Genomic DNA, 1,600 nt, shown 5'->3' with positions numbered 1-1,600 from the left:
GCCGAACATCCCGATACGGGACATGTCCACGTTCTTCGACAGCCCGGAGGGCAGCGTCGCGTGGCCGTAGTCCGGGTTGCCGCCACTGCTGATCTGGCCGAGCCCGTTGATGACGAACTTGATGTCGGCCGCGCGCACCTTGAGCGTGTCGGAGGAGTGGGCGCCCGAAGGCATCCTGTTGAGTTCGAGCCGGTTGGCGGGGAACTGCACCTCGTTGGCGTCGTGGGTGTGGTCCACGATGACGACGAGGTAGCCGCGGCTGGCGAGGTCCTGGGCGAGCGCGGTGCCCATCGCGCGGTCCGAGTGCAGCCCGGTCGAGTACAGCAGGACGGGCAGCTTGCCGAGCGAGGTCTTGACCGGGGCGAGGACATGGCCCGCGGTCTTGGGCAGCGTCACCTGCTGCGGCGACAGACCGCGCGTGCCGAGGAAGTGGGCGCCGGAGACCGACGGCATCCACGGCGCCTGGTAGTGCCCGGACGTCGAGGTGGCCGGATAGAAGAGCGACACCATCAGCTCGCGCTTGCCGCCCACGTACGGATCCGTACGGGACGAGTCGACGAGGTGCAGGCCGACCATGCCCACGCTGTTCGGCCCGGTCGGCGCGGGCATGGTGAGCTGGAGACCGGACCCGGCCGTGCGGGCGGACGCGAGCGCCCCGGGACGGACGGGCTTGTGGTGCAGCGGCAGCTCGTCGTTCTCAGGCGCCCAGGGTGTCTTCGGAACGGGCGTGTCCGCCGGGGACCCGGTGGCCGAAGGCTGGTCGGGCGTCTTCCCGGCGGCCAGCGCCGGCGTCGTCCCCATGGCCAGCGCGACGGCCAGCGCACCGGCCGAGCCGACCGCTCTGGCGATCACTCCACGACGGTGGCGCGGGCGGCGGTGTGTCATGAAACCCCCTAGTCGGTCAGCGATCGCAGAACGCGCGATCGACTGCCGCACACCGTACCGCCGCGGCAGCACGCGGACTCACCCACCCGGGATGCCGCCGTAGCGAATTCCAACGACCAGGCCACTTTGTGGATCTCCGCGGCAACCTTTTCGGCCTCTCGGACCACTCAGCGTTGTCCGGCCAAGTGGTCCGGTCAGATGCAACAGTTGAAAGAGAGCACAGGCATGTCCCTGGAACGAGAGCACAGACATGTCCCCGGTCCGACCACGTCAGCGGCGGCGTCCCGCGGCGGCCACCGCGCCGACGGCGGCGCGCGGGGCGGTCGGCCGAAGCACCGTGGGCGTCGGTTGCTCGCGCATCGGGGTCTCTGGGCGGGTCTCACCGTGGTGGTCGTGGCCGGTTCGGCTGTCGTGGTCAGCCATGCTTCGGCGCAGCAGAAAACCCCGGATCCGAAGAAGTGGTACGTGCTGGTCAACCGCAACAGCGGCAAGGCACTGGACGACCGCGCCTCCGCCACGAACGACGGCGCGGCGGTGGTGCAGCGGGCGCGCCACGGCGGGGCCGACCAGCAGTGGCAGTTCATCGACGCGGGTGACGGGTACTACCGGCTGAGGAACCGGACCTCCGGCAAGGTGCTGGACGACCTCGGCTGGTCGAAGGCCGCCGGCTCCGCCATCGTTCAGTGGAAAGACCTGAACGGCACGAACCAGCAGT

At 69.9% G+C, this 1,600-nt stretch carries 2 protein-coding genes; one reads left to right on the top strand and one right to left on the bottom strand.

Annotated features, from left to right (window positions below):
- The coding region (locus IE312_RS40050) for an alpha/beta hydrolase (RefSeq protein WP_440862357.1) at positions 1-852 on the bottom strand (852 nt) is incomplete at its 3' end.
- A 426-nt stretch (positions 853-1,278) separates the two neighbouring features.
- Here IE312_RS40050 and IE312_RS40045 point away from each other — a divergent pair.
- Positions 1,279-1,600 (top strand): RICIN domain-containing protein (locus IE312_RS40045; protein WP_370467557.1); only part of this gene is annotated, 322 nt, incomplete at its 3' end.

The organism is Streptomyces capoamus (genome assembly GCF_014654935.1).
Taxonomy (GTDB): Bacteria; Actinomycetota; Actinomycetes; order Streptomycetales; family Streptomycetaceae; genus Streptomyces; species Streptomyces capoamus.
Note: the sequence above shows the minus strand (reverse complement) of the source record. Positions and strands in the feature narration are given on the sequence as shown.